This window comes from Arthrobacter sp. 10N418 (assembly GCF_056394725.1).
Genome location: NZ_JBFTIK010000005.1, coordinates 129,259 through 155,015, shown reverse-complemented (window position 1 = coordinate 155,015; position 25,757 = coordinate 129,259). Strand labels below are relative to the sequence as shown.

21 protein-coding genes, 2 tRNA genes and 1 pseudogene are annotated in these 25,757 nt (G+C 66.6%); 5 read left to right on the top strand and 19 right to left on the bottom strand.

Features of this window, described 5'->3' with window-relative positions; all coding sequences use genetic code 11:
- Positions 1-24: 24 nt before the first annotated feature.
- A complete protein-coding gene (leuD, locus tag AC1DCZ_RS05880) occupies positions 25-627 on the bottom strand; it encodes a 3-isopropylmalate dehydratase small subunit (protein ID WP_476973744.1) in 603 nt (200 codons plus the stop codon).
- A gap of 55 nt (positions 628-682) precedes the next feature.
- Positions 683-2,137, bottom strand: a complete 1,455-nt coding sequence (gene leuC, locus AC1DCZ_RS05875; RefSeq protein ID WP_476973743.1) for a 3-isopropylmalate dehydratase large subunit — start codon at positions 2,135-2,137, stop codon at positions 683-685.
- A gap of 112 nt (positions 2,138-2,249) precedes the next feature.
- On the opposite strand from leuC, the gene AC1DCZ_RS05870 reads away from it, so the two are divergent.
- Both AC1DCZ_RS05870 and AC1DCZ_RS05865 read left to right on the top strand, forming a co-directional pair.
- Positions 2,250-2,969 (top strand): IclR family transcriptional regulator, encoded by a 720-nt coding sequence (locus AC1DCZ_RS05870; protein ID WP_026266447.1) that lies wholly within the window; start codon positions 2,250-2,252, stop codon positions 2,967-2,969.
- A 44-nt stretch (positions 2,970-3,013) separates the two neighbouring features.
- Positions 3,014-3,562 carry a DUF1697 domain-containing protein gene (locus AC1DCZ_RS05865; RefSeq protein ID WP_476973742.1) on the top strand — a complete coding sequence of 183 codons (549 nt, stop codon included), beginning with the start codon at positions 3,014-3,016 and terminating at the stop codon, positions 3,560-3,562.
- Positions 3,563-3,620: 58 nt separating this feature from the next.
- Here the strand turns inward: AC1DCZ_RS05865 and AC1DCZ_RS05860 are convergent.
- Together AC1DCZ_RS05860 and AC1DCZ_RS05855 are read right to left on the bottom strand one after the other, a co-directional pair.
- Positions 3,621-3,696: transfer RNA gene (locus AC1DCZ_RS05860), tRNA-Glu, on the bottom strand.
- Between the two features lie 130 nt (positions 3,697-3,826).
- Positions 3,827-3,898, bottom strand: a tRNA-Gln gene (locus tag AC1DCZ_RS05855).
- Positions 3,899-4,247: 349 nt separating this feature from the next.
- On the opposite strand from AC1DCZ_RS05855, the gene AC1DCZ_RS05850 reads away from it, so the two are divergent.
- The 3 genes and pseudogenes from AC1DCZ_RS05850 (at position 4,248) to AC1DCZ_RS05840 (ending at position 7,048) form a co-directional block, all read left to right on the top strand.
- Positions 4,248-5,642, top strand: a complete 1,395-nt coding sequence (locus AC1DCZ_RS05850; protein ID WP_476973741.1) for a hypothetical protein — start codon at positions 4,248-4,250, stop codon at positions 5,640-5,642.
- Positions 5,643-6,107: pseudogene (locus AC1DCZ_RS05845) on the top strand (ATP-binding cassette domain-containing protein); the annotation flags it as partial. It lies immediately after the preceding gene.
- Between the two features lie 377 nt (positions 6,108-6,484).
- Positions 6,485-7,048, top strand: a complete 564-nt coding sequence (locus tag AC1DCZ_RS05840) for a hypothetical protein (RefSeq protein WP_476973796.1) — start codon at positions 6,485-6,487, stop codon at positions 7,046-7,048.
- A 57-nt stretch (positions 7,049-7,105) separates the two neighbouring features.
- Here AC1DCZ_RS05840 and AC1DCZ_RS05835 read toward each other — a convergent pair whose 3' ends face one another.
- The 15 genes from AC1DCZ_RS05835 to AC1DCZ_RS05765 all read right to left on the bottom strand — a co-directional run bounded on the left by AC1DCZ_RS05835 (position 7,106) and on the right by AC1DCZ_RS05765 (position 25,526).
- Positions 7,106-7,504, bottom strand: a complete 399-nt coding sequence (locus AC1DCZ_RS05835) for a hypothetical protein (protein WP_476973740.1) — start codon at positions 7,502-7,504, stop codon at positions 7,106-7,108.
- 76 nt (positions 7,505-7,580) lie between these two features.
- On the bottom strand, positions 7,581-8,195 hold the full coding sequence (locus AC1DCZ_RS05830; protein WP_476973739.1) for a hypothetical protein: 615 nt from the start codon (positions 8,193-8,195) through the stop codon (positions 7,581-7,583).
- A complete protein-coding gene (locus AC1DCZ_RS05825; RefSeq protein WP_476973790.1) occupies positions 8,188-8,931 on the bottom strand; it encodes an HAD family hydrolase in 744 nt (247 codons plus the stop codon). The genes AC1DCZ_RS05830 and AC1DCZ_RS05825 overlap by 8 nt, the downstream gene beginning before the upstream one ends.
- A gap of 2 nt (positions 8,932-8,933) precedes the next feature.
- Positions 8,934-10,469, bottom strand: coding sequence for a glutamate--tRNA ligase (gltX, locus tag AC1DCZ_RS05820; protein ID WP_476897004.1), 1,536 nt, complete (start codon positions 10,467-10,469; stop codon positions 8,934-8,936).
- Positions 10,470-10,620: 151 nt separating this feature from the next.
- On the bottom strand, positions 10,621-11,397 hold the full coding sequence (locus AC1DCZ_RS05815; RefSeq protein WP_476973738.1) for a fumarylacetoacetate hydrolase family protein: 777 nt from the start codon (positions 11,395-11,397) through the stop codon (positions 10,621-10,623).
- 32 nt (positions 11,398-11,429) lie between these two features.
- Entirely contained in the window at positions 11,430-12,227 is a 798-nt protein-coding gene (locus AC1DCZ_RS05810; protein ID WP_476973737.1) for an MBL fold metallo-hydrolase, read from the bottom strand.
- Positions 12,228-12,394: 167 nt separating this feature from the next.
- The gene (locus AC1DCZ_RS05805; RefSeq protein WP_476973736.1) at positions 12,395-13,507 is read right to left on the bottom strand and encodes a branched-chain amino acid aminotransferase; all 1,113 of its coding nucleotides are present in this window, start codon (positions 13,505-13,507) and stop codon (positions 12,395-12,397) included.
- A gap of 111 nt (positions 13,508-13,618) precedes the next feature.
- Positions 13,619-14,671, bottom strand: coding sequence for a 3-isopropylmalate dehydrogenase (locus tag AC1DCZ_RS05800; protein WP_476973735.1), 1,053 nt, complete (start codon positions 14,669-14,671; stop codon positions 13,619-13,621).
- Between the two features lie 274 nt (positions 14,672-14,945).
- Positions 14,946-16,505, bottom strand: coding sequence for a methionine--tRNA ligase (gene metG / locus AC1DCZ_RS05795; protein ID WP_476973734.1), 1,560 nt, complete (start codon positions 16,503-16,505; stop codon positions 14,946-14,948).
- 9 nt (positions 16,506-16,514) lie between these two features.
- Positions 16,515-17,282, bottom strand: a complete 768-nt coding sequence (locus tag AC1DCZ_RS05790; RefSeq protein ID WP_476895328.1) for an ABC transporter ATP-binding protein — start codon at positions 17,280-17,282, stop codon at positions 16,515-16,517.
- Entirely contained in the window at positions 17,279-20,068 is a 2,790-nt protein-coding gene (locus AC1DCZ_RS05785) for an ABC transporter permease (RefSeq protein ID WP_476973733.1), read from the bottom strand. The genes AC1DCZ_RS05790 and AC1DCZ_RS05785 overlap by 4 nt, the downstream gene beginning before the upstream one ends.
- A 205-nt stretch (positions 20,069-20,273) precedes the next feature.
- Positions 20,274-21,869, bottom strand: coding sequence for a phosphoglycerate dehydrogenase (gene serA, locus AC1DCZ_RS05780; RefSeq protein WP_476973732.1), 1,596 nt, complete (start codon positions 21,867-21,869; stop codon positions 20,274-20,276).
- A gap of 129 nt (positions 21,870-21,998) precedes the next feature.
- Positions 21,999-23,024 (bottom strand): ketol-acid reductoisomerase, encoded by a 1,026-nt coding sequence (gene ilvC / locus AC1DCZ_RS05775; RefSeq protein WP_476895331.1) that lies wholly within the window; start codon positions 23,022-23,024, stop codon positions 21,999-22,001.
- Between the two features lie 88 nt (positions 23,025-23,112).
- The gene (ilvN, locus tag AC1DCZ_RS05770; protein WP_476895332.1) at positions 23,113-23,625 is read right to left on the bottom strand and encodes an acetolactate synthase small subunit; all 513 of its coding nucleotides are present in this window, start codon (positions 23,623-23,625) and stop codon (positions 23,113-23,115) included.
- Between the two features lie 2 nt (positions 23,626-23,627).
- Positions 23,628-25,526, bottom strand: coding sequence for an acetolactate synthase large subunit (locus tag AC1DCZ_RS05765; RefSeq protein ID WP_476973731.1), 1,899 nt, complete (start codon positions 25,524-25,526; stop codon positions 23,628-23,630).
- Between the last annotated feature and the right edge of the window lie 231 nt (positions 25,527-25,757).

Genomic DNA, 25,757 nt, shown 5'->3' with positions numbered 1-25,757 from the left:
GTTTGCGGCTGGTGGAGGAAAGCGTCAGGACAGCCGGGCGGGCAACGTCCTGGGCATGAACGCGGGCCTGGTGGCCTCGAAGGCGGTGATGTCTTCCTCGTGCTGGAGGGTCTGTCCGATGTCGTCCAGGCCCTCAAGCAGGCGCCAGCGCGTGTAGTCGTCGATTTCGAACGGCGCGACGATGTTGGCGCACTGCACCGTCTTGGAGAGGAGGTCCACCGTGACCTCGGTGCCGGGGGCGTTCTCAAGCTCCTTCCAGATGAGCTCGATGTCGTCCTGGGCAAGCTCAGCGGCAAGCAGGCCCTGCTTGCCGGAGTTGCCCCGGAAGATGTCGGCGAACCGGGAGGACAGCACTGTCTTGAAGCCATAGTCCTTCAACGCCCAGACGGCGTGTTCCCGTGAGGACCCGGTGCCGAAGTCCGGCCCGGCCACCAGCACGGAGCCGGCGTTGAAGGGCGACTGGTTCAGGATGAAGGCCGGATCCTTGCGCCAGGCCGCGAAGAGGGCATCTTCGAAGCCCGTGCGGGTGATGCGTTTGAGGTAGACGGCAGGGATGATTTGGTCCGTGTCGACGTTGCTCTGGCGCAGCGGGACACCGATTCCGGTGTGGGTCGTGAACTTTTCCATGATGGGTCCTTTTGAGCTCTGCAGATCTAAGCGGCAAAAATCGGGGCGGCGGGAACTAGGCTGCGCCGACGCGCAGCGCCTCGGACCCAGGAGCCGGCGCCAGGTCCGACGGCGAGCTCAGCGTGCCGCGCACGGCGGTGGCCGCGGCCACTACCGGCGAGACCAGGTGGGTGCGGCCGCCCTTGCCCTGGCGTCCCTCGAAGTTGCGGTTGGAGGTCGACGCGCACCGTTCCCCCACCTCGAGCTGGTCCGGGTTCATCCCCAGGCACATCGAGCAGCCGGCGAACCGCCATTCAGCTCCGAATTCCTTGAAAACCTTATCCAGTCCCTCGGCCTCGGCTTCGAGGCGCACGCGGGCGGAGCCGGGGACCACAAGCATCCGGATATTCGGGTCCTTCGTGCGGCCGCGGATGATGTCCGCGGCGGCCCGGAGGTCCTCCATCCGTGAGTTCGTGCAGGACCCCAGGAAGACGGTGTCCACCCGGATGTCCTTCATCGGCGTCCCGGCTTCGAGTCCCATGTACTGCAGCGCACGTTCGGCGGCGGCCTTGGCGTTCTCGTCGCCGAAGTCCTCGGGCGACGGCACCCTGGCGGAGAGGGAGACGCCCTGGGCCGGGTTGGTCCCCCACGTCACAAACGGTTCCAGGGTGTCGGCGTCGAGGTCCACCTCGACGTCGAACGCGGCGCCGTCATCGGTGCGCAGCGTATTCCAGTACTCGACGGCGGCATCCCAGCCGGCGCCCTGGGGCGCGTGCGGGCGGCCGTACATGTAGTCATAGGTGGTCTGGTCCGGGGCGACCATGCCGGCGCGGGCCCCCGCTTCGATGGACATGTTGCAGATGGTCATCCGGGCTTCCATGGAGAGCGCACGGATCGCTGAACCGCGGTACTCCAGCACGTATCCCTGGCCTCCGCCGGTGCCGATCTTGGCGATGACAGCCAGGATGATGTCCTTGGCGGTCACTCCGGGCCGCAGCGTGCCCTCCACGTTGATGGCCATGGTCTTAAAGGGCTTCAGCGACAGTGTCTGGGTGGCCATCACGTGCTCCACCTCCGAGGTGCCGATGCCCATGGCGAGAGCCCCGAAGGCGCCGTGCGTGGAGGTGTGCGAGTCGCCGCAGACCACGGTCATGCCGGGCTGGGTGAGGCCCAGTTGCGGTCCCACGACGTGAACGATCCCCTGCTCGGCGTCGCCAAGGGAGTGCAGGCGGACCCCGAACTCCTTGCAGTTGTTGCGCAGGGTCTGGATCTGGGTCCGGCTGGTCAGATCGGCAATTGGCTTGTCGATGTCCAGCGTGGGAGTGTTGTGGTCTTCGGTGGCGATAGTGAGGTCCGGCCGGCGGAGCTTGCGGCCGGCCAGGCGCAAGCCTTCAAACGCCTGCGGGGAAGTCACCTCGTGGACAAGGTGGAGGTCGATGAAGAGAAGATCGGGCTGGGCGTTGGCTCCTTCGCCGTCCCCCTTGCGCACCACATGTGCGTCCCAGACCTTCTCGGCCAGTGTCTTTGCCACGGCCTTCTCCCTTCACTGCAATTGGTTGGATGTCTCCACTGAATCAGCCCTGCTATGGAACACGCCAGCGAAATGACTTGCATCTCAGATATTGAGACGGCAATATCATTACATGGACAATTCTAGTGGCGTCGGAGTCATCGATAAAGCGGCCCATGTGCTTGACGCACTTGAGGCCGGCCCCACCACCCTCGCGCAGCTTGTCGCGGCCACCGGCCTCGCCCGGCCCACCGTGCACCGCCTGGCCCTCGCACTGGTCCACCACCGCCTGGTGAGCCGGGACATCCAGGGCCGTTTTGTGCTCGGCAGCCGCCTCGTTGAGCTGGCGTCGGCCGCTGGCGAAGACCGGCTGATCGCCTCCGCCGGGCCCGTGCTCATGCAGTTGCGCGACGCCACCGGCGAAAGTGCGCAGATCTTCCGGCGCCAGGGCGACTGGCGGGTTTGCGTCGCCTCCGCCGAACGTCCCATCGGCCTGCGCGACACCATACCGGTGGGCACCCAGCTCTCCATGAAGGCCGGCTCCGCCGCCCAGGTGCTGCTGGCGTGGGAAGACCATGACCGGCTCCTGGAAGGACTCCAGTCCGCCCGTTTCACCCCGACCGTCCTCGCGGGGGTCCGGCGGCGGGGCTGGGGCCAGAGCCTCGGCGAACGTGAGCCCGGGGTTGCCTCTGTTTCGGCCCCGGTCCGTGGCCCGTCCGGCCGGGTGATCGCTGCCGTCTCGATTTCAGGCCCGATCGAGCGCCTGACCCGCCAGCCGGGGCGCCTGCATGCCGAGGTGGTCTGCAACGCCGGCCGCGTCCTGACGGAAGCGCTCCGCAAGACGAACGACTAAGTTCCTTGCCGCATCCTCGGCGCGCGGAAAGCTAGGCTGTGCCCATGAATAGCTATGCGGTCTTCCTGCGGGGCATCAACGTGGGCGGCATCAACATCAAGATGGCCGATCTGCAGGAGTCGCTGAAGTCCCGGCCGTTCACGGGCGTGAAGACCCTCCTGGCCAGCGGCAACGTCGTTCTGGCCAGCGCGCTGGATTCTGCCGGGGTCAAGACCGAATTCGAGGCCTGCCTCCGGGAAAGGTTCGGCTACGACGCCTGGGTGGTGGTTCTGGCCGCCGCCCGCGTGGCCGAGCTCGTCGGGGCGTGCCCGTACCCGGCCGACGACGCGTCCACCCACACGTACTTGACCCTGGCTTCGGACCCGGATGTGCTTTCCGAGCTCTACGCGGCTGGAAGCGCGCTGGATGGAACGGAGATGATCCGGCTCGGCCCCGAAGCCCTGGCCTGGCTGGCGCCCACCGGCGGCACCCTGGACAGCCCGTTCAGCAAACTCTCCTCGAAGCCGAAGTACAAGGCTTCCACCACCACCCGGAACCTCCGGACCATGATCAAGGTCCGCGACGCGGCAGCGGCACTGGAGCCGGGGGGTTAGGCCGCCTGCAGCAGGGCAACGAAAAACGGCCCCGGGCTGTTGCCCGGGACCGTCTTGTTGGTGACCCCAGCGGGATTCGAACCCGCGTTACCGCCGTGAGAGGGCAGCGTACTAGGCCGCTATACGATGGGGCCGCGTACTCTCCAGAACCGCATTCCTGCAGTTCAAGCCAGGTGATTCTTTCACACACCCGGCAAATGTTTCAAATCTAATCTACCGACTCGAAACTTCTGATCCACCGCAGAAATCCGCGGATTTTCATAGCTGGGATACCAGGACTCGAACCTAGAATGACGGTACCAGAAACCGTAGTGTTGCCAATTACACCATATCCCAATGGAACTTTCGGACCGGATCCGCAGGTCTAAACCCGCGCTCCCGGCGCCTCAGCACGAGTAATTACTTTACCCGAGACTTTTCGCCTGCACAAATCGAGCCACGACTGGGCTTCAGGGCGCCGCCGCAACGACCCGCGATGCGTCCATGACGGTCCCGAAAACCCGAAAACCCTTGCCAACGGGGGCAAATCAAGTTTACGCTCGGTAAGTTACCAACGAGTAACCACCCCTCCCCCACCTGGCTGCGGGCAGCTTTGCGATCATTTTCCGGTGTTAGCTGCATCACAGCCGCCAGGGGTGGCCGGCAGCGCAACTGCTGCCGGCGAGACCGTCGAGAGGAACCATCTGTGTCACAGAGTCGTGCCGCCGCTGCCAGCAAGACCCGAACCCGGGCCCAACAGCTCGCCATAGCCGTCCTTGCCCTGTTGCTCATCGCACTGTTCGGGTTCTACACGCTCGTCACCGGGCGCATCACCGACGGTTCCGCCAGGCTCAAGGACGGCGCCGGCCAAGCCTCCGCCGGTGCGGAGCAGCTGAAGGAAGGCGCCGGAAAACTGGCCAACGGCGCCAGCCAGGCCGATACCGGTGCCGGCAAGCTTTCCGCCGGTGCGGACAAGATCCACGCGGGCATCGCCGACAAGCTCGCCCCTGGCGCGGACAAGCTCCAGGACGGCGCCAGCCAGCTCTCCACCGGAGCGGTGAAGATTGAAACCGACGTCAACCAAAAGCTGGTTCCCGGCGTCTACAAAGTCGATGACGGCGCCCACAAGCTCGCAGCCGGAGCCCTCCAGCTATCGGCTGCCCTGACGCCCACCGCAGCGGGCAACGCCGAAAACAACCTGGCGGACGGCGCGACGCAGCTCAACGCTGGCGCCGGCCAGCTCGCCGGCGGTACCGGGGAGCTGGCCGCCGGCACGGTACAGCTTAAGGGCTACCGCGGCGCCAACAACGACCCCGCGGCAGGCACGGGAACGGCTGCCCTGGCACAAGCCCTTGAGCTCCTGCAGGCCGCCGCCTCGGACCCCGTCCAGGGACTCGTTCCGCTGTCCGTGGTCAAGGACAAGATCGACAAGATCGCCGCCGGGGCCCACAAGCTGGACGCCGGGGCAACCCAGCTCCAGGCAGGCGCAGCCCGGCTCCAGGCAGGAGCGGACCAGCTCCACGCCGGAACCGGCAAACTGGCTGCCGGTTTCGCCACGCTTGCCGGCAAGCTCAACAGCCAGGACCCCACCAGCCCCGGTGTCGTCCTGGGCACCCGGCTGCTTGCTGACGGCACCTCCAAGATCCGCGTCGGAATGGATGGAGTTCCCGGGGATCCCGAGCACCCCGGCCTGATCAAGGCCGCAGCGAAGATGACGGACGGAAGCTCGCGCCTGGCCGACGGCACCGTGGCCCTGAATGCCGGCATCAAGGGGAACCCCGGTGATACCGACAACCCGGGCCTGCTCACCGGGGCCCAGGCCCTTGCTTCAGGGGCATCCGAGCTCTCCACCGGCAACACCAAGCTGGCATCCGGATCCTCCCAGCTCGCCACCGGTGCGGACAAGCTCGCCGACGGGAATGCCCGGATCGCAGACGGCACCGGCACGCTGTATTCGAGCGCCGCCGCCGTCTCGCCCACCAGCATGATCGGGCAGTCCGACGCAGCCACGGCCCTCGGGCTCGTGGGAGTGCTGGGACTGGGATCCGTTGCAGCATTCCTGGTCCTGAGGAACAGGCGCCCCACGCTGGAACGCGCCTAGGTGTTCCCGCCGGCCGCGCGCTTTGCGCGCAGGGCATCGTGGGCAGGACCTTTGACACTGTCGGGCCCGGCTGCCGTCCGGAAGGCTGAAGATGCGCGTTCCACCGCCGTGGGCCGGGGCGCTTTCCCGTCCCGGCCTTCGGCTGTGGGAGCCGCGTTCGAGCCTTTCGGAAAGTGTGCTGAGGTGAATGACGTCGCCGCAGTCCGGTGCAAAAGCATTAGATACAGCTTCGGCAGCACGGTGGCCGTCGCCGGGGTGGACCTCGACGTGGGGGCGCGGACGATCTTCGGGTTGCTCGGACCCAACGGGGCCGGGAAGACCACAGTCATCCGCATGATCACGACCCTCTTGACTACCAAGATCGGATCCATCCAGGTGTTCGGCGTGGACGTGGCCCGGCACAAGCTTCAGGCGCGCCGCCTGATCGGATACGTGCCCCAGCACCCTCGGCCGACGCCGACCTCACGGCAACGGAAAACGTGGCCCTCTTCGCACGGATTTCGACGTCCCCCGGAGGGACCGGCGTCGCGTGGTGGCGGCAGCGCTGGCCGCCGTCGGTTTGGAAGAGGTCAGTGGGAACCCGATCGGGCGGGCTGCGGTGTGGGCCCGGATCCAGGAGGTGCGGGCCAGTACCGGCATGACTGTCCTGGTGACCACGCATTACATGGACGAGGCGGATCAGCACTGCGACCGGATCGCAATGATGCACCACGGCTGGATTCATGGTCTCGGCACACCGGCCGAACTCAAGAAGGGCCTCGGCCCCGATGCCACGTTGGACGACGTCTTCCTGGCCTCCACCGGGGCCGGCCTCGGCGCGGTCGCCTCAGACGGAAGCCGGGATGGCACGCCCCCGCAGGGACACCAGCACCGATCCGGTCCACGTCCGGGGCGTCTCCCGGCCCACTGCCGGCCTTGTCCCGGTGCTGCACCTGTCCGCGCTTCTTGCCTCGAGGATCGTCACGATGTGCGTAGTCGAACTGCAAAAGATGCGGCATGACACCACCGAACTGCTGATCCGTGCCATCCAGCCGGCCCTCTGGCTGCTGGTCTTCGGGGAAACGTTCACCCGGCTGCGGGCCATCCCGACCGGCAACGTGCCGTACCTTGACTATCTGGCCCCCGGCATTTTGGCCCAGTCTGCACTGTTCGTTGCCATCTTTTACGGCATCCAGATCATCTGGGACCGCGACGCCGGCGTGCTCCCAGTAACCGGTTTCGTGGTCCTCGGTTCGGCCTTCTTCTGTTGCCTGTCCATTACTGTCGCGGGTCTGGTAGTGAACCGGGAGCGGGTCATGGGGATCGGGCAGGCAATCACCATGCCCTGTTCTTCGCCTCGAATGCCCTGTACCCGGCCAGCCTCTTCCTCGATTTCGCCGTGCTGCTTTTGTCCGCGATCGCAATGATCAGCATTGCTGCCGCTCTTCTTGGCCGGTTGGCGCGCTGAACGGCTGGACCGGGGCCTAAGGGTTGATGGCGCCGCCCGGAGTGCTCGGGGCCGTCGGCTGGACCTGACCCTGACCGGGGCCACGGCGGGCCTGACCGTTAGCGCCGTTCGGTCGTCCGTTCTGGAATCTCTGTGCGACCTGGCGCGTGGCATCGGTCTTTCCCAAGGAGTACCCGATCACTCCCCCGCCTCCGCCTGCGAGAAGGACTGCAATACCTGCAGCCACCAGGACTTTCGGCAGGCTCCACCACTTCTTCCTGACCGGGAATCCCGCCGCATAGCCGGGCTGGGGTCCGGCGAAGGGCCCGGCTGCGGGACCGGTCTGGGGCACAGGCACGGTCGGAGGTGCCTGCGTGCTCTGGTGTGCGGCGACCGGCGGCCGTGCGACGCCTTCGGGGTAGGGGGGCTGTTCCACGTAGTATCTCCTCAAAACGAAAGTTTCAGCCCCAAGTAAAGGGGACAAAACTGGACGAATCCTGAGTGCCGGCCGATCAATCCGCTGCGGGCGCCTGCTCCACGGCGGGCGGCAGCCGCGACGGGTGGCTGGCATTGAGGAGCTTGAGGGCGAGGGCACCGGAGAGGACAGCGAAGGGAAGCTCGACAAGCACGGCCTCAAGCACAGCCGTGGTCAGGGGCACTCCGGGGGCGGCCGTGGTGACGTCGAATAAGGCGTCGATGCACAGACTCGTGCAGAACGCCGCGGTGGTCAGCACCGCGTAGGGGCTGCGCCGGAGCAGGAACAGCAACGTCAACAGGGCGCTCAGGCCTTCGAACGCATCCAGTCCGAGCCATGCAATGTTCCAGTTGCGCGCAACCGTCTCCGAGGGCATGACGCCGCCGAGGTAGACGATCCAGACAACGTAAAAAAGGACTGCCCCGGCACCGCAGCCTATGGCCGCGCGGCGCCACCCCATCCCCCAGACACGCTTGAGGATCTTACTGCGGACAGCCAGCGCCAGGAGCACGGCCAGGAGCACCAGCCCGATCCGGAGGACCACAAAGTGCGGCCCCACAGGCAAGCCCTCCCAATCGGAGAGCTTGGCCGGGAGCATTAAGGCCCCGGTCCCCGGAACGGCACCGCCGCCCCGGGCCAGGAGGCTATACACCGTCCTCCAGCAGTTCCAGCAGCGAGCTGATCTCCCGCCCGAGGAATCCCGGGGCGGGCTCTCCGCCGCGGTTCAGCCACACGCCCGTGAGGCCGGCCGCCGTCGAGCCTTCAGCGTCGAGGAGCCTGTTGTCGCCGACGTACAGCGTTTCGCCGGCACCGGTGCCGAGGCGCCGGACCCCCTCAAGGTAGATGGCGGGATCCGGCTTCGGGACACCGACGGTGTCGGTGCCTACAAGCACGCTGATGCGTTCCAGTCCCGCAGCGTCGAGCTTCACCCGCTGGTAGTCGTGGACGTTGTTGCTCACGGCACCGTAGGGTATGCCGGCGGAGTCGAGGGCATCCAGGAGCGGGGTGACGTCGTCGAACGCCCGGATGTAGCCGTGCTGGCGGCTCGCGTAGGAACTCACCCAGTGGTGGGCCTGCTCGCCTTCCTCCAGCTCGACGCCGAAGTGCCCCAGGGCCGCCCGGCCGCGGAGCAGCCGTTGTTCATTGAAGCTCAGCTCGCCGGCCAGATAGCGGTCGTAGAAGTGGGTGGTCTCCCGGGTGAAGATCCGCCCGAACTTCTCCCACCCGGCCTGGTCCAGGCCGGGGAGGAGGTGCTCGCTGACGTCCCGCAGCGCAGCCGTCATGGCGAACTCAAGGTCCACCAGTGTGTCGTCGATATCGAACAGGACACCGCGGATGGCGCCCAGGCCGGTGGCCAGCGCGGCGTTTCCGGGCCCGGGGGCTGTCATCATCAGCCGCGGAAGGCGCGCAGCCGGGCCAGGGACGAGTCCTTGCCCAGGATGACCATGGATTCGAAGAGGGGCGGGGAGATCCGGCGCCCTGAGATCGCCGTGCGGACCGGGCCGAAAGCCAGGCGCGGCTTCACGCCGAGGCCCTCGACGAGGGCCTCCTTGAGGGCAGCCTGGATGTTCTCCGCCGTCCACTCGCCGAGGGGTTCCAGCGCGGCGAGGGCGGCGTCGAGCACCTCGGTGAGGTTCTCCGGCAGGCCCTTGCGGGCATCATCCGCGACGTCGATGGCGTTGTCGGCCTTGAACAGGAACGCGAGCATCTCCGGAGCTTCGCCCAGCAGCGAGATCCGCTCCTGGATCAGCGGCGCGGCCTCGGCGAGGATCTCCTCCTCACGGGCAGTGAGGCTCTCCCCCACGAACCCGGCAGCCTGCAGGTAGGGTACGAGACGGCTGCGGAAATCCCCGGCGTCGAGCATCCGGATGTGCGTGCCGTTGATGGCTTCGGCCTTCTTGATGTCGAAGCGGGCCGGGTTGGCGAGGACGTCGTTGACGTCGAAATTCTCGATCAGCTGGTCCACCGTGAAGATGTCTTCATCGGCGGAGAGGCTCCAGCCAAGCAGGGACAGGTAGTTGAGCAGGCCTTCGGGGATGAAGCCGCGGTCCCGGAGCAGGAACAGGTTGGACTGCGGATCACGCTTGGAGAGCTTCTTGTTGCCCTCGCCCATGACGTACGGCAGGTGCCCGAAGGCCGGCATGTAGCTGGCGACACCGATCTCCATGAGCGCCCGGATGAGGACCACCTGGCGCGGTGTCGACGAGAGCAGGTCCTCGCCGCGGAGGACGTGCGTGATGCCCATGAGGGCGTCGTCGACGGGGTTGACCAGGGTGTACAGCGGGGAGCCGTCGGCACGGACAATGACGTAGTCCGGGATGCTGCCGGCCTTGAAGGTGATGTCGCCGCGGACCATGTCGGTGAAGGTGACGTCCTCGTCCGGCATCCGCACGCGCAGCACGGGCTGGCGGCCCTCGGCCTTGAACGCGGCCAGCTGCTCCGCGGAGAGCTCACGGTCGAAGTTGTCATAGCCGAGCTTGGGGTCGCGGCCGGCGGCCCGGTGCCGTGCCTCGACTTCCTCGGGCGAGGAGTAGCACTCGTAGGCGTAGCCGGCATCCATCAGCTTGGCGACGACGTCCTTGTACAGGTCCAGGCGCTGCGACTGGCGGTAGGGCTCGTGCGGTCCGCCGACTTCCACGCCCTCTTCCCAGCTGATGCCCAGCCATTTGAGCGCTTCAAGCAGCTGCTGGTAGCTCTCCTCCGAGTCGCGCGCGGCGTCCGTGTCCTCGATGCGGAACACGAATGTGCCCTTGGTGTGCCGGGCGTGGGCCCAGTTGAAGAGGGCCGTCCGGATCAGGCCGACGTGCGGGGTGCCCGTGGGCGACGGGCAGAACCGGACCCGGACCGGCGTTTCGGCGGTGACGTCACGGGTCACTTCACGGGTGGCTGAGCTGGGGACGGCGGCGGGCGCAGAAGGAGTAGTCATAGTGACTCCAACTTTACCGCGTGTACTGTATTGATCCCGGTTGCGAAATCCGCTGTCGAATCCGCTGCGAAAACGGACAGCCGCCAGGTGGATCCATGTAGCGGCTGTCCGGAATCGGCGCGGAAACCGAGGGTCGCCGCCGTCGGGGTGCCTAGCGGCGCACGACCGGGTTGGAGAGCCGGCCGATGCCCTCGATCTCGACCTCGAAGCGGTCACCGGCCTGAACCACGCCGACGCCGGCCGGGGTGCCTGTCATGATGACGTCGCCGGGCAGGAGGGTGAACGCCCGCGAGACGATGGAGACGAGTTCACGGACGCCGCGGATCATCTGGCTGGTGCTGCCGTCCTGGCGCAGTTCGCCGTTGAGCCGGCCCTGGATCTGCAGGTCCTCGGTATCGAGGTCGGTCTCGATCCACGGCCCCAGCGGAGCCGAGGTGTCGAAGCCCTTGGCCCGGGCCCACTGGAGGTCGGTCTTCTGGACGTCGCGGGCGGTGAGGTCGTTGCCGCAGGTGTAGCCGAAGACGACGTCGTCGACGCGTTCTTCCGGCACGTCCTTGCAGATCCGGCCGATCACAACGCACAACTCGGCTTCGAAGGACACTTCCTCGGAGAACTCCGGCAGGATGATCGGATCGTTGGGGCCGATCACGGAAGTGTTCGGCTTCAGGAACAGCAAGGGCTGCTGGGGAACCTCGTTGCCGAGCTCGTGCGCGTGCTCCGCGAAGTTGCGGCCGACGCCGATCACCTTGCTGCGGGGAATGATCGGCGCAAGGAGTCGGACGTCCTCGAGCTTGTGCTTCATGAGGGTTCGTTCCACGCCGTGGAAGAAGGGGTCACCCTTGATGACAGTGACTTCCTCACTGCCGGGGTCACCTTCAACAATGCCGTAGAGGGGATCAGAATCGACTACAAACCGGGCGATACGCATGGCTCCAAGCGTACCGTCTCCGGCCGCGCCCCTCAGGCAGCGCCAAGGCCGGAGCGCAGATACTCGAGCTGGGCGGCCACGGAGAGTTCCGCCGCGGGCCGAACGGCGGGATCGACGGCGGCGTACACTGCGTCGGCGACGTCGGCTACACCGGCGTCCGCGCCGAGGTCGGCCAGGGCGGCCCGGACCTGTGCCAGCCGGCCCTGCCGGTGGTCACGGTACGCGCGGGCGATGGTATCCAGGGCCGGGAGCATGGGACCGTGGGCGGGCAGGACGGTTGCGGGGCCGAGTCTTTCGAGCCGGTCCAGCGAGTCGAGGTAGTGGCCGAGGGTGCCATCGGGGTAGTCCAGGACGGTGGTGCCGAGGCCCAGAATGGTGTCTCCGGTCAGCACGGAACCGTGGGCGCCGTCCTGCGGCAGGTGGAAGCAGACCGAATCCGAGGTGTGGCCCGGCGTCGCCAGGACCCGGATTTCCACCCCCGCGGCGTGGATGACCTCCCCGTCCGCCAGCGGGGTGCCGCCGTGGCAGTGCTGGGGGTCCGCGGCCCTGACCGGGGCGCCGGTGAGTTCGGCGAAGCGTTCGGCCCCGGCGCTGTGGTCCGCATGCCGGTGCGTGATGAGGATGAGTTCGACGGCGCCTGCCCCGGCCAGCTCCTGCAGATGCTGCTCGTCAGCGGGACCGGGATCCACGACGACGGTGCTGGCGGCACCGGGGGCCGCGATCACGTAGGAGTTGGTGCCGTGCAGGCTCATCGGGCCCGGATTCGGGGCAAGGCGGAAGCGCGTCAGGTGGGTGCTGCGCGCAACGGTGCGCTGTTCGTCCGGGGTCACAGTTCCATCTTCGCACCGAATGCGGTCCCTACACGAGGAGCAATGCCGCAATGATGGCCGGTAGCGGTGTCCCCGCCCGCACAACGACGGCGGCCCCACACCAAAGATTCACCAGTGGTGGGGAGCCGCCGTCGAACGCTCCGGCAATCCGGAGGCTGGGCTATGGGTCAGACCAGGCGGGTCAACCAGCCGTGGGTGTCCTCGACGGTTCCGGTCTGGATCCCGAGCAGCTGTGCGCGGATGGCCATGGTGGTCTCCCCCGCCTTCGCGTCCTCGGAACCGATGAACTCGGTGTTGTCCTTGAGCACGCCGATCGGGGTGATGACGGCGGCGGTACCGCAGGCGAAGACCTCGACGATCTCGCCGGAGGCGACGCCGTCGCGCCATTCATCCAGGGTGATCTTGCGTTCGGTGACTTCGCGGCCCATGTCCTTGGCAACCTGGATCACGGAGGAGCGGGTGACGCCCTCGAGGATGGTGCCGCTCAGCGCGGGGGTGACCAACGAGCCGTCCTTCATCACGAAGAAGACGTTCATGCCGCCGAGTTCCTCGACCGCGTTGTCGTTGAACTGGTCCAGGAAGAGGACCTGCTTGCAGCCGTGCGCCTCGGCCTCCTGCTGGGCGATGAGCGAGGCCGCGTAGTTGCCGCCGCACTTGGCGGCGCCGGTGCCGCCACGGCCGGCGCGGGCGTATTCGCGGGAGATCCAGATGGAGACCGGCTTGAGCTCGCCCCCGAAGTAGTTGCCGGCCGGGGAGGCGATGACGCGGAAGGAGACTTCACGGGCGGCGCGGACGCCGAGGAAGGCCTCGGTGGCGATCATGAACGGACGCAGGTAGAGGGCCTCGCCGTCACCGGAGGGCACCCACCCCTTGTCAACGGACACCAGTTCGCGGATGGCGCCCAGGAAGTACTCTTCCGGAAGCTCGGGCAGGGCCAGGCGGCGGGCGGACTTGTTCAGGCGCGCGGCGTTGGCCTCCGGACGGAACGTCCAGATAGACCCGTCGGCGTGGCGGTAGGCCTTGAGTCCCTCGAAGATCTCCTGGCCGTAATGCAGCACCGCCGCGGAGGGATCCAGGGAAATGGGACCGTAGGGCTCCACCCGCGCATCGTGCCAGCCACCGTTGCCCTCGACGTCAACGCTGTAGTCGACAATCGCGGTGTGGTCGGTGAAATAGTCGCCGAAACCCGGGTTGGCCAGGATGGCTGCACGCTCTTCAGCAGACTTCGGGGTCGCCGAGAGCTGCTGGGTGAATTCGACGCCATGGGCAGTCTGAGTCATGGTTCCTCCACGATCGGCTGCCTGGTGTGTGAACGTGGTTCATCCTCGGACCACGGCAGCATGTTGGTGATTCGAAACAAGCTTACGCCCGAAGCCGGGACCCGCAGGGCCCTAGAGGGCGCCGGCGATGGCATCGCCGATCGCGCTGGTGCTCCGGGACCCGCCCCCGCGGCTTTCGACGTCCGCGACGACTGCCGCCTCGATCTTCCGGGCTGCCGACGCGTGCCCTAGGTGGTCCAGCAGGAGCGCTGCGGAGAGGATGGCGGCGGTGGGATCAGCCTTCTGCTGGCCGGCGATGTCCGGGGCGGAACCGTGGACGGGTTCGAACATGGAGGGCGCCGTGCGGTCCATGTTGATGTTGCCCGACGCCGCCAGGCCGATCCCGCCGGTGACGGCCGCGGCGAGGTCGGTGATGATGTCGCCGAAGAGGTTGTCCGTGACAATCACGTCGAAGCGTGCCGGGTCGGTGACCATGAAGATCGTGGCCGCGTCGACGTGGAGGTAGTCGTGGGTGACGTCGGGGAATTCCTGGGCCACCGCCTCAACGGTGCGCTTCCAGAGGTGCCCGGCGAAGACGAGGACGTTGTGCTTGTGCACGAGGGTCAGCTTCTTGCGGGGCCGCTCGTTGGCCCGGCGGAAAGCGTCCCGGACCACGCGCTCCACACCGTAGGCCGTATTCAGCGAGACCTCGGTTGCGACCTCGTGCCGGGTCCCGGCCCGCAGCGTGCCGCCGTTGCCCACATAGGGACCTTCGGTGCCCTCGCGGACCACGATGAAGTCGATCTCGCCGGGCTCGGCGAGCGGGCTGCGGACGCCCGCGTACAGGCGGGAGGGCCGCAGGTTGACGAAGTGGTCCAGGCTGAAGCGCAGCTTCAGCAGCAGCTCGCGCTCGATGATGCCGGAGGGGATCCGGGTGTCGCCGGGCGCCGCCCCGACGGCGCCGAACAGGATGGCGTCGCGGGTGCGGAGATCCGCGAGGGTTGCCGCGGGCAGGGTCTCACCCGTTTCGAGCCAGTGCTGCGCGCCCAGCTTGTAGTGGGTCTGCTGCAGCACGATGCCCTCGGCGGCGGCGGCTTTTTCCAGGACTTTCAGGGCTTCGGCCGTGACCTCCGGGCCGATGCCGTCGCCGGGGATGACAGCCAGGTCAATCGTCGATGCGCTCATGGTTTCAGGTTAGCCAAGCGATCCACATTCTGGTCAAGTCGTCTCATTATCCGAACACTTATACGACGCTCCCTCACGTCTTGCAAGAAAAGACGAAACGTTCCCGCACTTCCTGCAACAAAAAGCGACACGCTCCCGCTCCTCCAAAGCGGAGGTGCGGGAGCGTCAACTGAAACGCCGCCGGAGGTGCGGGAGCGTCACCTGAAACGCCGCCGGATCTGCGGGAGCGTCACCCGAACCACCGCCGGATCTGCGGGAGCGTCGGTAGAGGGGGCTACGCCTCGGCGGGCTCCTCGTACTTCGGGAAGGCCGGGGCGGGTGCAGGCAGGGCGGTGCCGGCCGCGATCGGTTCGGCGATGGCGGCGAAGTCGCGTGCCGCCCCCTCCGTCTGGCCGAGGGTGTCGAGAATCGCCGAGGCCGCCGTCGGCATGACCGGCTGCGCCAGGATCGAAACGATGCGCAGCACCTCCAGTGTGACGTAGAGGACCGTGTTCATGCGCTCGACGTCGGTCTTGCGCAGCACCCAGGGGGCCTGTTCGGCGAAGTAGGCGTTGGTGTCCCCCAGGACGCCCCAGATCGCCTCCAGCGCACGGCTGAACTCCTGCTTTTCGAACGCGGCGCGGGAGATGTCCAGCAGGCCGTAGGCCTGGCCCAGCAGGGCGGCGTCCTCAGCGGAGAACCCGCCCGGGAAAGGAACCTGGCCGCCACAGTTCTTGGCCACCATGGACAGCGATCGCTGTGCGAGGTTGCCGAAGTTGTTGGCCAGGTCCGAGTTCATCCGGCCCACGATCGCGTCATGGCTGTAGTTCCCGTCGGCACCGAAGGGGACCTCGCGGAGCAGGAAGAAGCGGACTTGGTCCAGGCCGTACTGGGCTACCCAGTCCGCAGGGGCCACGACGTTGCCGAGGGACTTGGACATCTTGACGCCCTGGTTCTGCAGGTGCCCGTGGATCATCACCCGCTTGGGCAGTTCCAGCCCGGCGGACATCAGGAAGGCGGGCCAGTAGACGGCGTGGAAGCGGGAAATGTCCTTGCCGATCACGTGGACGTCGGCCGGCCAGTACTTCTGGAAGGACTCGGACTCGGTGTCGGGGAAACCGACCCCGGTCAGGTAGTTGGTCAGCGCATCAACCCACACGTACATCACGTGCCCGGGGTTGCCCGGGACGGGCACGCCCCAGTCGAACGAGGTCCGGCTGATCGACAGGTCTTCCAGGCCGCCCTTGACGAAGCTGATGACCTCGTTGAAGCGGCTGTGGGGGGCGCCGAAGTCCGGGTGCTCCGCATAGAGGGCCAGCAGCTGGTCCTGATAGGCGGAGAGCTTGAAGAAGTAGCTTTCCTCCTCGGTCCAGGTGACTTCGGTGCCGGTCTCGCTCGCGTAGCGCAGCCCGTCCGGGTGGACTTCGGTCTCGTCCTCGACGAAGTAGCGCTCGTCGCGGACGGAGTACCAGCCGGCGTACTTGGAGAGGTATATGTCCTCGTTGGATTCCATCCGCTGCCAGAGGGCCTTGGCCGCTTCGTAGTGGTCCGGATCCGTCGTGCGGATGAAGCGGTCGAGCGAGATGCCCAGGTCATCGCTCATCTGGCGGAACGCGGCGGAGTTCCGGTCGGCCAGTTCCTTGACCGGGATGCCTTCCTTTTCCGCGGTCTGCTGCATCTTGAGCCCGTGCTCGTCCGTGCCCGTCATAAAGAAGACGTCGAAGCCGTCCAGCCGCTTGAAACGCGCCATGGCGTCGGTGGCGATGACCTCGTAGGCGTGGCCGATGTGCGGCACGCCGTTGGGGTAGCTGATGGCCGTGGTGATGTAGAACGGGGGTTTTTCAGAAGAAGTCACGGTCTAAACCTAGATCAGTTCGGTCAGGGTATCGCTCTGGCGGACAAGTTCGTGGTCGTGTGAAGCGACGAGCACGGCGATGCCGTCCGAGGTCGTGTCCTTGAGGATGCTGATGATGCGGTTGGCGGAAGCACGGTCCAGGCTGGCCGTGGGCTCGTCGACGACCAGGACGCGGGTGCCGAGGATCAGCGCCCGGGCGATCGCCACCCGCTGGCGTTCACCGCCGGAAAGCTGGGCCGGGCGGTGGCGCATGCGCCTGCCCAGGCCCACGAGGTCCAGGAGGTCCTTGGCCATGTCGCGGCGCTTCTCGACCTCCCCGTCGGGCACGGCCGGCAGCAGGACGTTCTCCAGCGCGCTCATCCCGTCAATCAGGGCACCGCCCTGGTCAACGTAGCCGATGAGGGCCCGGCGGCGGTCGGCGATCTCGTCGTCGCCCATGGTTTCGAGGGAATCGCCCTCCCAGAACACGCGGCCCGACGTCGGCAGGGTCAGGCCCGCACCGACCGTGAGGATGCTGGTCTTGCCTGAGCCGGAACGGCCTGCGACACAGTGCATCTCACCGGCGTGCAGGGTCAAGTTGAAATCGTCCACCACGTTGACGGCTTCGGCGCCGCCCTTGCCTCCGCCGTAGTGGATGGTGATGTTGCTCAGTTCCAACGGGGTTGCGTGGTCCGCAGCCTTCACGATCGTGTTGGCGCGGGTCTTGTGTCCCCCGCGGCGGGTGCTTTCCGTCATCCGGTCGTGTGCCGCCCGGTCAAGGTTCAGCTCGTTAGTCATTGGACCACTTTCGTTGCAATGGGAATCCAGCAAAGTACAGCCACAAGACCGGCGAGAGCGGCCCAGAGTGCGGCATAGGGGGCGAGAAGGAGGCCGACGCCGAGGGCGCCCAGGACACCGAGCGGGAGTGCGACAGTTCCTACCATGGCGTTTTCGAAGAAACGCACCTGGCCGAGCATGTCCGGGTTCCAGCCCATGGCCTGCAGCGTGCCGAGGTACTGGCGCTTGGCCTGCAGCTCGAAGCGTCCGGTGACCATGGTCAGCAGGAGCCCGACGGCCACTCCCGACAGGCCCAGGATGATGCTCGGCAGTGCGATGCTGGCCGCGGCCAGCCCGCTCAGCGCGCTGGCTCCGGCGGCCCGGGGGATGTCGATCAGCAGGGCCACGAGTCCGCCCACCGACGCCCCGAAGACGCCGACAGCGACGGCGAGGGAGATGGTGTTGAACTTGTTCGTGCTCAGCTGCCGGTTGGCGAAGGTGAGCGGGGAGTCGACCGGGATGAGCCGTTCATCGTGCTGCGGTTCCTGGTCTACTTCGTCGCGGTGCCGCAGTTGCTGCGCCGCGATGTAGGCGGCGCCCACGTACAGGACCAGGACCGATGCCGAGACGATGGCGGTTGCCGGGCTCCAGCTGATCAGGCTCAGGACAGTCCCGGCGACGGCCAGGAGGGCCGCGCCGACACCGAATTCAGCCAGTACCCAGGAGCGGATCTTGCGCTGGGTCCAGCCCATGGCCCGCAGCGTCCCGGCCTCGCTCCTGCGCTTGCGGATGTAGCTGACGGTCGAGGCACCGGTCAGCAGCGCCGCTCCGCACAGGGTGAGGAAGAGCAGTGTCAGGTTGGTCCCGGTCAGGGACCCGGAGACCGCGTCAGCGGCGTCCTGGCGGACCCACGACTGTTGGACGGTGCCGAGCGGTGATTCCTTGCCGGCGTCGTCCTTGGAGTACCCCGGAACGGCGATGCTGGCGTCCTCGCGCGCTGAACCGGCGACGACCGTCGCCTGGAGCCCCATGCCGCGGATCTCGTTGGCGAGTTTCTCCACGTCCGGCTGCGCCTGCTTCCAGCTGCCGGGCACCTTGGCCCGGACGCGGACGGCGTCGATCACGTTGGCGTTCTTGTCGAAACCGCGGGCTGCCGCGAGGCCGTAGTAGTCGGTGATGGCGCCGGCGGACTGGCTGGCCAGGCCCGTGGCGCTCAGCGAGGGCTTGAGTTCCGTGTTCCCGGCGTCCTTCCCGGTGGCATCCTTGGTCAGCGTGAACGGCGTCGGGTCGTAGCCGCCCAGGGGAAGCCGGTTGACGTCGCCTGCGGCCGCCTGGACCTTGGCGGGATCGAATGTTCCGTAGACCATCGCGAGCGGGGTGGCCAGCTTCTTCCCTGTTTCGAGGTTCTCCCGGTAGGAGCGCTCGTCAACGGGGTCGCGCTGGGTCTGGTCGACAGGAGCGCCGTTGGCGCCCTTCTCGGGCAGCCGGTTCACGGTAACCCAGTCGCCCGGGGTGGCACTCTTGTCCACGGCGCCGTTGCCGGCGGTTTCGCCGTCTTTGTACTTGGGGGCGGCGGCGAAGTTGGTGCTCCAGGTGGCCGGGTTGTAGAGGCCCTGGCTGAAGGATCCGGTATCGCCCATCAGCTGCGACAGGTCCTTGGAGCCTGGCCACGCCAACGCGAACGGCGACTTGGAGACGAACGGCAGGTAGTCCTTGTCGAGGGACCGTGTGGCTGTCCCGACGTCCTTGACGACCTTTCCGGAGTCGTCGATTTCCTCGATCTTGACCGAGTATTTCAGGTCCAGGGAGGTGCCCGAGCGGACGATCAGCGGGATGGCCTGCGAGTCGTCAGTGAGCTGTCCGGCACGCTTGGCCTGCTGGTACTGGGTCATCAGGGGGGCCCAGTACTTGAGCTTGACGCCGAGGAAGTCCGGGCCTTCCTTCAGCTGGTCCATGCTGATGCCGCTGGTGAAGAGGCTCTCGAAGTGGCGGCCGATCGCTCCGGCGTTGCGGGCGTCGGCGGGCGGCGCCTTCTCCAGGGGTGCCAGGAAGTCACCTGCCGTGCCGAGCAGCGCCCGTTCGGAGACGGGGTCGACGGCGACGACGGACTCGGTCACCTGCGGTGCCATCGGGAGGGAGACGGAAAGGTCGAAGAGGTTGTGCTCGGAGCCGCCGGCGGGGGCGGGGAACTTGATGCCCGTCTCCCCTGCCGGGCCCTGGATGCGGACGTTCTTGCCGCCGGCGACCTGCTCTTCGACGAGCTTGGCCTTGCCGAGGGAACCTTCGGCCGTGGTCTTGAAGAGGGTCTTGTCGGAGTGGCCGTCCGAGCTGACGGCGCTGGCGGTGAGCCGGTACTTCTTGGGCGAGTCGCTCAGGACCGACTCGGCGGCCGGCCATTTGCTGGGATCCGTGGCGGTCGGGTCCCCCGCGGTGCCGGCGAGTCCGGCGTTGAAGCCGAGGTAGTCGGTGGCGTCGAGCCGCGGGGACTCAAGGTTCTGCGTGACGCGGGAGACCAGGCTGATGGGCGCGGCAACGGAGGTGCCGGACAGCTTCCGGATGGAATCGAGCTGGTCGAAGCTGATGCCGCCCTGGCCGGTAGCGATATCCGGCTGCATGAGGCCGCCGCTGCTGTCCGGCTTGGCCTGGACCAGGACGTCGTAGAGGCCCCGGGAGTTCTGGTCAACGGTCCGGTTCAGCGCCGCCTGGGACTGGCCCTGGACGAGGACGGACAGGCACATGGCCACGATCAAAATGGACGCGGTCAGCAAAAGCACTCTGCTTCTGATGAACCTCTGGACGGCGTTCATTGGGCTCCTGAAAGCTGGATTGCGTGCGCACGCCGCTGTTCATTTCCTGCGGAATTGAAGGCGTCCCCTGCCGGGCGTACAAAAAGTAAAGGCCGGTCTGCCGGCCAAGATCCGAAATTCGGACCTAGCCATTGTACGCAGACCGGCAACTCATTCGTGGCCGCCGGCAGCGGCTGTGCCGCCGCCGGCGCCCACGGCGGGGACTTCAGTCCTCGAGGTCAACCTCGCGGACCATGTCAGCGCCGATTCCGGCCTTGATCGCGTCCAGGACCTGCTGCGGAACGGAGCTGTCAATGGTGAGCAGGGCCAGCACCTGCCCGCCCTCGGTCTGGCGCGCGACCTGCATGCCGGCGATGTTGATGTTGTTCATGCCCAGGATGTGCCCGATCGTGCCGATGACGCCGGGGCGGTCCGCATAGGCAACCACCACGAGGTGCTCACTGATCGGGATTTCCACCTCGTAGCCGTTGACGCCGACGAGCTTCTGGATCTGCTTCGGGCCGGTCAGGGTTCCGGCCACCGAGATCTGGGTCCCGTCACTGAGCGCGCCGCGCAGGGTCAGGACGTTGCGGTAGGACTCGGTGTCCGGCGTCGTGATGAGGCGGACGTTGATGCCGCGCTGTTCGGCGATCACCGGGGCGTTGACGTAGGAGACCTGCTCGGTCACGATGTCGGCGAAGATGCCCTTCAGCGCCGCCAGCTCCAGCACCTTCACATCGAGGGAGGAGATTTCTCCGGCCACCTCGACGTCGAACTGGGTGAGCGAGGCATGGGTGAGCGCCGTGAAGATGCGGCCCAGCTTTTCGATGAGCGGGATGCCGGGGCGCACGTCAGGGGCGATGACGCCGCCGGCGACGTTCACGGCGTCGGGCACGAGTTCACCGGCCAGAGCCAGGCGCACGGACCTGGCGACGGAGACGCCGGCCTTCTCCTGCGCTTCGTCGGTGGATGCGCCCAGGTGCGGGGTCACCACGACGTTGTCGAGCTTGAAGAACGGCAGGTCCGTGCTGGGCTCCTTGACGAAGACGTCGACGGCGGCGCCGGCGATCTCGCCGGACTCCAGGGCCGCGTAAAGGGCTTCTTCATCCACGAGGCCGCCACGGGCGACGTTGACGACGTAGGCGGTGCCCTTCATCTTCTTGAAGGCCTCGGCTCCGAGCATGCCGACTGTTTCCGGGGTCTTGGGCATGTGGATGGTGACGAAGTCCGACTGCGCGAGGAGCTCATCGAGCGTCACGAGCTGCACGCCGAGCTGTGCGGCCCGTGCGGAGGTGATGTAGGGGTCATACGCCAGGATCTTGGTGTCGAAGCCCTTCAGACGGGCTGCGACGAGGGCGCCGATCCGGCCCAGGCCGATGATGCCGATCTTCTTTTCGAACAGTTCGATCCCGGTGTACTTGGAGCGCTTCCACTCGCCGTCCTTGAGGGCGGCGCTGGCCTGCGGAATGTGGCGGGCCAGGCTGAGGATGTGGCCTACCGTGAGTTCGGCGGCCGAGACGATGTTCGAGGTGGGGGCGTTGACCACCATGACACCTGCCTGCGTGGCGGCCTTGATGTCGACGTTGTCCAGGCCGACACCGGCGCGGGCAATCACCTTGAGGTTCTTCGCGGCGGCGATGGCTTCGGCGTCCACCTGGGTGGCGGAGCGGACCAGGATCGCGTCGGCGTCGGCGATCGCAGAGAGCAGCTGGGAACGGTCGGCGCCGTCGGTCTGGCGGATGTCAAAGTCCGGGCCGAGGGCCTCGATCGTGGCGGGCGAAAGTTCCTCAGCGAGGAGTACTACAGGTTTGGTGCTTGTCACCGGTGACCTCTTTAGCTCTCTTGTATTTCAGGTGCGGATTTTGGTGAATCGTCGTGGTGCAGGTGGTGCGCTACAGAAGGAGGGCCGGACCCCAGTGCTGGTGTCCGGCCCCCCTGCCGGTCAGTTGCCTTAGCGGGCTACCGATCCTTCGGTGTAGTCGTCTTCGTTCTTGATCCAGGAGAACAGCTTGCGCAGTTCGCGGCCGGTGGCCTCGATCGGGTGGTCCTCACCCTTCTTGCGCAGCGCCTTGAACTCGGGAGCTCCGGCGTCCTGGTCGTCAATGAAGCGCTTGGCGAAGGTGCCGTCCTGGATGTCCTTCAGGACGGCCTTCATGTTTTCCTTCACGTGGGCGTCGATCACGCGCGGGCCGGAGACGTAGTCGCCGTACTCTGCGGTGTCGGAGACGCTCCAGCGCTGCTTGGCGATGCCGCCTTCAACCATGAGGTCCACGATCAGCTTGAGCTCGTGCAGGACCTCGAAGTAGGCAACCTCGGGCTTGTAGCCGGCCTCGGTGAGGACCTCGAAGCCGTACTGGATCAGCTGCGACGCGCCGCCGCAGAGGACAGCCTGTTCGCCGAAGAGGTCGGTTTCGGTCTCTTCGGTGAAGGTGGTCTCGATGACGCCCGCGCGGGTGCCGCCGATGGCCTTGGCGTAGGACAGGGCCAGTTCCTTGGCCTTGCCGGAGGGGTTCTGCTCGACGGCGATCAGGTCCGGCACGCCGCGGCCGGCTTCGAACTCGCGGCGCACGATGTGGCCCGGGCCCTTGGGGGCGACGAGGGCGACGTCGACGTCGGCAGGGGGCTTGATGTAGCCGTAGCGGATGTTGAAGCCGTGGCCGAAGAACAGGGCGTCGCCGGGTTGCAGGTTCGGAGCAATGTCCTCGGCGTAGACGTGGCGCTGGACCTGGTCCGGGGTGAGGACCATGATGAGGTCGGCTTCGGCGACGGCGTCGGCGACGTTCAGGACGCGCAGCCCCTCGGCCTCGGCCTTGGCGCGGGACTTGGAATCTTCCTTCAGGCCGACGCGGACGTCAACACCGGAATCGCGCAGGCTCAGGGCGTGGGCGTGGCCCTGGGAGCCGTAACCGATGACGGCGACGGTGCGGCCCTGGATGATCGACAGGTCGGCGTCGTCGTCGTAATACATTTCAGTCACTGGGGTGTCTCCTTTGAATGGATTCGTAGGTGTTGCTGGTGTGGGAAAGCGGTTGGGGAACTCGGTGGTGCGGTACGGGGGCACGTTCCTACGCGGAGCGGAGGGCCCTGTCGCTCATGGAGCGGGATCCCCGGCCAACGGCCAGGGTGCCGGACTGCACGATTTCGCGGATGCCGAAAGGCTCAAGCACGGAAAGCAGTGCCGAGAGCTTCTCGGGGTGGCCCGTTGCCTCGATGACCACCGACTCTGTGGAGACGTCGACCACTGAAGCGCGGAACAGGTCTGCAGCCTGGGTGACCTGCAGGCGTGTCGCGGCATCCGCACGTACCTTGACCAGGATGTGGTCGCGCTGTACGGACGATTCTGGGGTGAGCTCAACGATCTTGATCACGTTGACGAGCTTGTTCAGCTGCTTTGTGATCTGTTCGATCAGCTCGCCGTCGGCGTCGACGACGACGGTCATCCGGGACATGCCCGGAACTTCCGTCGGGCCGACGGCCAGGGAGTTGATGTTGAAGGCGCGGCGGGCGAAGAGGCTGGCGACGCGGGTCAGCACACCGGGCTTGTCTTCGACCAGAACGGACAGTGTGTGGCGGGTCATGATCAGTCCTCCTCTTCCCATTCCGGGGTCATGTTGCGGGCAACCTGGATCTGGTCGTTGCTGACTCCTGCCGGGACCATCGGCCACACCATGGAGTTGGGGCTCACGACGAAATCGATGACCACGGGGCGGTCGTTGATTGCCAGGGCCTTCTGGATGGTGGCGTCGATGTCCTCGTCGCGTTCGCAACGGAAGGAGGCGCAGCCGTAGGCGTCCGCCAGCTTGACGAAGTCGGGGATGCGGACGGTGTTGTGTCCCGTGTTGAGGTCGGTGTTGGAGTAGCGGCCCTCGTAGAACAGGGTCTGCCACTGCCGGACCATGCCCAGCGAGGAGTTGTTGATGATGGCCACCTTGATCGGGATCTTGTTGATCGCGCAGGTGGCGAGCTCCTGGTTGGTCATCTGGAAGCAGCCGTCGCCGTCGATCGCCCAGACCACACGGTCCGGTTCGCCGACCTTGGCGCCCATGGCGGCCGGGACTGCGTAGCCCATGGTGCCGGCCCCGCCGGAGTTCAGCCACGCGTGCGGGCGCTCGTACTTGATGAACTGGGAGGCCCACATCTGGTGCTGGCCGACGCCGGCAACATAGATCCCTTCGGGGCCGGTGAGGGCGCCGATGCGTTCGATCACGCGCTGCGGGGCGCTGAGGCCGTCCTCGGGTTCGGTCCAGCCGAGCGGGTAGGTCTCCTTGAGGTTGTTCAGGAAGGCCCACCAGTTGGTGAGGTCGGGGGTGCCGGAGGCCTCGAACTGGAGGCGCAGGGCATCGCTCAGTTCCGGGATGATCTCCTTGACCGAGCCCACGATCGGTACATCCGCCGTGCGGTTCTTGGAGATTTCCGCGGGGTCGATGTCGGCGTGAATGACTTTGGCGTTCGGCGCGAAGGACTTCAGGATGCCGGTCACCCGGTCATCGAAGCGGGCTCCGAGCGTGATCAGGAGATCGGACTGCTGCAGGGCGGTGACCGCGGAGACCGTGCCGTGCATGCCGGGCATGCCCACGTGCTGCGGATGCGAATCCGGGAACACGCCGCGGGCCATCAAGGTGGTGACCACGGGGGCACCGGACAGCTCGGCCAGCTCGCGCAGTTCCGCGGACGCGTGGGCCTTGACGACGCCGCCGCCCACGTAGAGGACGGGCTTGCTGGCGGCCGCGATCAGCCGGGCGGCTTCCCGGACCTGCTTGCTGTGGCCGCGGAGCACCGGGCGGTAGCCGGGGAGGTCGATCTTCGGCGGCCAGGAGAACGTCATTTGCGCCTGCTGGGCGTCCTTGGCGACGTCCACGAGTACCGGTCCCGGACGGCCGGTGGAGGCAAGGTGGAAGGCCTCGGCCATGACGTGCGGGATGTCGTTGGGGTCCGTGACCAGGAAAGAGTGCTTCGTGATCGGCATGGTGATACCGACGATGTCCGCTTCCTGGAACGCGTCGGTGCCGATCACCCCGCTGGAGACCTGGCCCGTGATGGCCACAATCGGCACGGAGTCCATGTGGGCGTCCATGATGGCGGTAACGAGGTTGGTGGCACCCGGCCCCGAGGTGGCGATGCAGACGCCAACCCGTCCGGTGACCATGGCGTAGCCTTGCGCGGCATGGCCGGCTCCCTGTTCGTGACGGACCAGAACGTGGTTCATTCGGGAGGCCATCAAGGGGTCATAGGTGGGCAGGATCGCGCCACCGGGCAAACCAAAAATATCCTTCACGCCGAGTTCTTCGAGCGCGCGGACAATTGCTTCTGAGCCGGTCATCACCGTCGGGGGTACGACGTTGTTCGGCCCAAGGACAGGAGAGACGGCAGCAGTGTCGACGGCGGCGTCAGCCGGGCGTTCGACGCGGTCCGAAGCCTTGGAGGCTCCAGCGGACTTCGTGGCCATCAGCGAGGGGCTGATCGGCGATCCTTTGCTCATCGGACTCTTCCTTTGTGGCTCTTCGGTGTGGATCTTCTGTGATCGTGGAACTGCTGGTAACGCCTGATGCTGGTGGTACGGGTGATGCGGGAAATAAAAAAACCCCTCAGCCCGTGAGGCTCTTCGAGGGGTTGCGCGTGACGGTTTGTTACCGGTAAAGGCTAATGAGCCACGCGCCTGGTAAGGACGACGGAAGCATCTGCAGTGCTGTCGACTGCAGTGGCTCCGGCG